This window comes from Thalassospira sp. UBA848 (genome assembly GCF_002295455.1).
Taxonomy (GTDB): domain Bacteria; phylum Pseudomonadota; class Alphaproteobacteria; order Rhodospirillales; family Thalassospiraceae; genus Thalassospira.
In genome coordinates, this window is sequence record NZ_DBGS01000090.1 from 100,764 (window position 1) to 101,723 (window position 960).

Genomic DNA, 960 nt, shown 5'->3' on the forward strand with positions numbered 1-960 from the left:
TTTATGTGGGCGTGCTACACCCATGCCATGCGTCAAAGCGGCCTGGGCGCGCTTGAAGCCGCGTCCTTTGTCGGGTTCTGGTCATTTGTCGTGATGGCGATCATCGCGCTGTTTACCGGCACCACCATTGGCGATGCCCCGATGGGGGATATCATGATGTTGTTGACAGCGCAGGGTTTGCTGGCCGGGTGTGTTGCGGTAATTACCTATGGTCTTGCCGTGCGCCATATCGGATCGACCGGTGCGTCCGCATTTGGTGCGATGACGCCGGCCCTGACCGCACTTGGCGGTGTAATCCTGCTGAGTGAACCGGGCAATCTTGCGCTGGTTTTGGCGGTGGTTCTTGTAATCCTTGGGGTGATGACCGCATCCGGTGTGTTTCGTCGCGTCCGGATTTAGGCCGGTGAACTGACTGTTTTTCAATCAGGGCATTTTCACTGTGTGATGAACATCAATTAAGTGTGCTGCACATGCGAAATATCCTTTTCGCGTGTGCAGCTTTAGGTTATTGTAATGCACGTGATGGCAACGGCGCCATTCACCCAATGATTTATCGGCAGGCAACGAGGCTTGCGCAACTTTGTCAGCGTCTTTTTGTGGCGCTCGACGGTTATGCCTCGGAGTTATTCAAATGCTTGCTGGTTTTATTCGCTCTGTTTCCCCTGAAAACGACCCGGAATTTAACGGCCCCAATCGCAAAACCAGCATGACTGACATCCTGCGGCTGTTGCGGACGGTCAGTGCTGTCGCCGATGAGGCCGCAGACAAGGAAACGGCAGTTACCCAAATCCTTTCGGCAGTGTGCAATTATTGTCAGTGGCCGGTTGGGCATGCGTATCTGCGTGTGGATAACAAACTTACGTCTGCGGGTATCTGGTCAATCAGTTCTTCGATTGCCGCGGGTGACATTGCCGAATTTCGCACCCAGTCCGAACAGACTGTGTTTGCGATCGGGCAGGG

Annotated in this window: 2 protein-coding genes; both read left to right on the plus strand. The window is 54.2% G+C overall.

The window, feature by feature from the left end; translation table 11 throughout:
- A partial coding sequence (locus B2R48_RS13120; protein ID WP_297001123.1) for an EamA family transporter occupies positions 1-399 on the plus strand: 399 nt, incomplete at its 5' end.
- A 232-nt stretch (positions 400-631) separates the two neighbouring features.
- Positions 632-960, plus strand: a 329-nt coding sequence (locus tag B2R48_RS13125) for a hypothetical protein (RefSeq protein ID WP_297001125.1), incomplete at its 3' end; no start/stop codon positions are given.